The organism is Catenibacterium sp., from assembly GCF_052354645.1.
Classification (GTDB): domain Bacteria; phylum Bacillota_I; class Bacilli_A; order Erysipelotrichales; family Coprobacillaceae; genus Catenibacterium; species Catenibacterium mitsuoka_A.
On record NZ_DAWDDM010000146.1, the window covers coordinates 1 to 4,987 of the forward strand.

The window sequence follows — 4,987 nt, forward strand, 5'->3', positions numbered from 1 at the left end:
CGTGGAAATTGCGAAAGTATTAGGGTTTAATATCTACACTACAAAATTCAATGATTATAATATAAAAGCAACAATAGGTATATCAAACCAACTTATCAACAAATACAAAAGCGATAAGGTCATTATTCTTAGTAATGAATATACGGATGAAGAGATTCTTTTCTCTTTATGCCATGAGCTAGCTCATTACATCTATGATAGTGATTCAAGTAATGAGTATTCTCATACATATAGAATCAATGATATAGAACTAAGAGCTATTCGTTTTGCGGATGCTTTATTAATGCCACTAACATCTTTCAAAGAAGCATATACTGAGTTATCTCACAATATTAATGATCTAGAACTTCTTATTCGTGCATTATCTGATACATTTAATGCGCCCCAAGTTGCAGTACAAAGACGTTTAAAACAAGTGATAAATACAAAGCTTTAAAGGAGTGTCAGATTCTTTATGAGTTTAAGCTTGAATAAGTCAGAGAAATCTGGCTTATTTTTTATTGCAAGAATGTTCATGCTTCTATAAGTTGGAAGAGATAAAAACAAATATGCATTTTTATTAAGTAATCTTTACGTATAAAGGGTATAGATAATATAGGAGACTTATTTTGTATCTAGAAGAGAGTATTTTCATAATCCATGACAAAGAATCAAGGAGAGTATTATATTGCTTAAAAGAGTTTTAGACATAAATATCAGTGAGAAAGGATGGTTTTATGAGCAAAACAATTGAACAGCTTATTGAAAGCTTAGATACAATACCTTTTTTGTTTGTTGGTTCAGGATTATCAAGAAGATATTATAATTTACCTGATTGGATAGGATTGTTAAAAGTAATGGTTGCTAAATTAAACAAAGATTCATTTGCATACCGTTCTTATGAAGATCGAGCATCTTTTGAAAATAGTCCATATGGTATTAATCCTAAAATAGCATCACTTATAGAGGAAGACTTTAACAAAGAATGGTTTCGTAACCCTGAAATTAGAAGTTTAGATGAAGCATATACTGAAAAGGTAGAGAATGGATGTTCTCCATTTAAGGCTGAACTGAGTTATTATCTAAAACAAAAATCAGTGTTATGCCCAGAACTAAAAGATGAAGTTACTTTATTGAACAATATTGCGAAAAAGTCAATTGCTGGAATTATTACAACAAATTATGATTTGTTTTTTGAAACATATTTGTCTCAGTATAAAATATATATAGGTCAGCAGGCACTTTTGTTTTCTCAATTACAAGGGATTGCAGAAGTTTATAAAATCCATGGTTCTCTAAATGATCCTCAATCTATAGTTATTAATGAAAAGGACTATAAAGAATTTAAAGAGAAGCGTGAATATTTGGCTGCTAAGCTACTTACTATATTCATGGAGTATCCTATTATTTTCATGGGCTATTCTATTTCAGATTCTAATATTAGGGATATTTTAAGCGCTATAGTAAAATGCATGTCAAATGAACAGGTTAAATTACTGAAAAGAAGATTCATATTTATTGAATATGATGCAGAAATGGAAGGATATGATATTGGTGAATCATCATTTGCATTTGAAGATAATAAAATGATTACAATGACAAAAATAACCCTATCTGACTATTCATTGATTTATAATGCAATCGGCAAAAAGAAAATGAAAATACCCGTTCGTTTACTGCGATTATTAAAAGATGAATTATATTTGTTTACATTATCAAATGAACCTACTGAAAATATTAAAGTAGCTGCAATTGATGATGATAGAGTTTCAAATGATGAATTAGTAATTTCTATAGGCACAACAGAGACAATTAGCTTAGATGGATTAAAAGGTATTTCTACAGATCAATGGTATAGAAATATTGTGATACATGATCTTAAATATGATATAAAAGATTTATTGGAATATGCACCTACACTAGCAAAACAAGTTTCGGGTATATTACCAATTAATTCTTTATATGAGGATAAATACAAGAAAATAGAAGGGATTGATAAGTTGCTGGTAAAAGATTTTGAAGATATTATTTCTAAAACAATAGAGAGAGCACGTAGTAGACACCCTCAAATTGACATAGAAAGTATTTTAATGGAAATACCTGATATAGATAAGCAAATGCTATGTATAGCTTACTTGAAAAAAGAACAAATAAATTTGATTGAATTAGAAAATTATTTAAAAACTCAGTTTGAAAAAGATAACGATATATTAAAGAATTCTAAACCTTCTACTCGAACAAATTTAAGAAGGTTGATTAGAATCTATGATTATTTGAAAGGAGAAAGCAAAAAAGCCTCTGATTAAAGCACCCTTTCAAAGGACACCATCAGAAGCCTCTTTCTTACTAGAAAACCATTCAACAAGGCCGCTTTTTAAAAGCCACCCTATCTTCCAGCTCTCTTCACTAGTATTATACACATTTGTCGTAAAATTACAAGTAAACTATTTGATTTTTTAGATGTCTAAAGTGAAAAGTTAAATTCCACTTTAGATCTGTTAAAGTTGCGTTTAGTCTTTCACATCTAAAGAGATTTTATCATCATTCTTGCCTGTTTTTTGAAATTTATTACTTTGTATATAGAGGTAGAGACTCTGTTTAAGGTATTAGAAAAGGAGTCAGATTTTTCTGACTCCTTTTCTAGAAAGAACCTTTACCCTTTATATACTTCGTTATCAATCATGTTTTCTTTCTTAGCTACAATTACTGAAGTAGAAGCATCACCAACTACATTAAGTGAAGTAACTAACATTTCAATAGGTCTATTGATTGAAAGAATTAATGAGTATGCAAGTAATGCTGCATCGTTTGTATAACCCATACCAGTTAAGATAGTAAATAGGATCACAGCACCTGCACCTGGTGCAGCTGGAGTACCAACTGATGCAATTAATGCAAGTACTGCAATAACTGCCATAGACATGAATGTTACTTTATATCCAGAACTTGCTGCAATAAACATAGCTGCAATAACCTGCATGATTGCTGTACCATCCATATTGATTGTCATACCTAAAGGTAATACAAATGATGCAATCTGATCATTTACACCTAATTCTTCAGTTACTGTTCTCTTATTGATTGGAAGAGTTGCAGCACTAGAAGAAGTAGAGAAACCAAATAAAGCAACCTTAACCATCTTCTTCATGAATGGCTTTGGATTTACTCTAGCCATAGACATTAAGTAGATAGGATAAGCTAAGAATAAATATACAAATAATGCAATAACTACTGTAACTACATAAGCAAGTGCTGGTCTTAATGAATCAATACCATAAATTGCGAATGTTCTAGTTAATAAGCAGAAGATACCAATAGGTGCAAACTTATTAACTACAAATGATAAGAATAAAGTAATAATCTTAGATACTTCTTCGAATAACTTCTTTAGAGTCTTTGTTTCTTCTTCTAATGTATTCATTGCTAGACCCATAGCAACTGCTATAAACACGATAGCAAGTACGTTACCATTAGTAGAGAAAGCTGAAATAAGGTTGTTAGGAATAATATTTAAAATAATATTTAATGGGTTAGAACCAGTAGAACCCTGCTGGATTGTTACTGCTGCTTTACCCACTGCATTAAAGAAACCTAAACGATATACAATAGATGCAACCACACCCGCAAAACATAATGCACATACTGTAGTAATAAAGAAAGTTAAAATAGTCTTAGTAGAAATTCTACCTAACTTCTTTGTATCTGTGATAGTTGAAATAGCTAATGTAATAGATACAAATACCATAGGTACAATAATAAGCTGTAATGAATTAACAAATAACTGACCTACAATATAGAAAATCCCAACAGCTTTAGTTGCTGTAGGCTGTGTAATATCCTGAAAGAATAAGTTATTGATCTTTGTCCAAAGATCAGTCTGACCACTACTTACTAAGTGTTCTCTTAACATAATGCAGCCAAACCCACAGGCAAGACCACAAATCATCGCAATTAACATCTTTTTAGCTAACTGCTTACCATTACTCGTTTTCATTTTTACCCTCCTGAATTTAATCCCAAAATTGACATTATTATACACTATATGAACTCTATTGCAAGTAGTATTATTAAAAATGTGGGTGAGTATAATATATTTATTTAAAACCACGTTTTATTATGGTACGACACATACAGTATAGAAATTAAGAAAAATGTATACTGATCATAGGGAAGAAGGTTTATACTATTGATGAATTAGATAATATCCTTAATGAGGTTATTGATAATGAAAAAAAGGGGAGACCACTAGCAGTGATCTCCCTGAGGAAAAGATATTTAGTTCTTAATAATCCCAGTTCTTCCAGTCTCCACCAGTTAACTTATCAAAGTCTTCACCGCTAATTTCTGCACCATCTCCATAAGAATTTTCTCCTTCCCAATGATACTTAGGATCCATTTCAACTGTTAATGATCCTTTATGAGTTTCTGATGGTGAACCACTTGAAGTATTGTTGTTTCCAGAAGAATTGTTATTGGTGTTTTTTGAAGAAGAACTACCTGAAGTATTACTGTTTCCAGAAGAATTGCTGTTGTTGGGAGAAGAACTATTAGAAGTTCTATTTGTATTAGAACTCTGTTTTTTCTGTACTTTAGTCTTTACACTTGTACTTCCATCTTTATTCTTCACTGTCTCATGTACAACTTCTTCATTATTACTAATCACTGGTTTCGCAATCACAGTGACCTTACCAGTCTTCTTGGTTTCATTGTTATATTTATCTTTTACTGTAACGTTAAAATCATATTGCCCTGGAGTATTAATATCTATTTTACTTGTATCAATCTCAATACTTATTTCAGATAAATCACTAATTTTCATAAGAGACTTGAGAGAATTGTAATCAAATGTATCTAAACCAGTTCCTTGTAATAACTCCATATTTGCAGGTAATACAAACTCTGGTGCTTTTGTATCCTTTACAATAACACTCTGTTTCAATAACTTTTTCTTATATTTTACAGTAATAGTATACTTACCTACTGCAGGATATGTTTTATCCTTCTCATT

Annotated in this window: 3 protein-coding genes and 1 pseudogene; 2 read left to right on the forward strand and 2 right to left on the reverse strand. The window is 30.7% G+C overall.

Annotation, left to right across the window (positions count from 1 at the left end; genetic code table 11):
* Both ACT8VG_RS07250 and ACT8VG_RS07255 read left to right on the forward strand, forming a co-directional pair.
* A partial coding sequence (locus tag ACT8VG_RS07250; protein ID WP_444195514.1) for an ImmA/IrrE family metallo-endopeptidase occupies positions 1-436 on the forward strand: 436 nt, incomplete at its 5' end.
* Between the two features lie 280 nt (positions 437-716).
* Positions 717-2,285 carry an SIR2 family protein gene (locus ACT8VG_RS07255; RefSeq protein ID WP_444195515.1) on the forward strand — a complete coding sequence of 523 codons (1,569 nt, stop codon included), beginning with the start codon at positions 717-719 and terminating at the stop codon, positions 2,283-2,285.
* Between the two features lie 347 nt (positions 2,286-2,632).
* Here ACT8VG_RS07255 and ACT8VG_RS07260 read toward each other — a convergent pair whose 3' ends face one another.
* Together ACT8VG_RS07260 and ACT8VG_RS07265 are read right to left on the reverse strand one after the other, a co-directional pair.
* Complete coding sequence (locus ACT8VG_RS07260) at positions 2,633-3,973, reverse strand: dicarboxylate/amino acid:cation symporter (protein ID WP_444195516.1); 1,341 nt, start codon at positions 3,971-3,973, stop codon at positions 2,633-2,635.
* Between the two features lie 288 nt (positions 3,974-4,261).
* Positions 4,262-4,987 (reverse strand): annotated as a pseudogene (locus tag ACT8VG_RS07265) (hypothetical protein); the annotation flags it as partial.

Coding starts and splice junctions, on each gene's coding strand:
- ACT8VG_RS07260 (WP_444195516.1), bottom strand. CDS start 3,973: ATGAAAACGAGTAATGGTAAGCAGTTAGCTAAAAAGATGTTAATTGCG.
- ACT8VG_RS07255 (WP_444195515.1), top strand. CDS start 717: ATGAGCAAAACAATTGAACAGCTTATTGAAAGCTTAGATACAATACCT.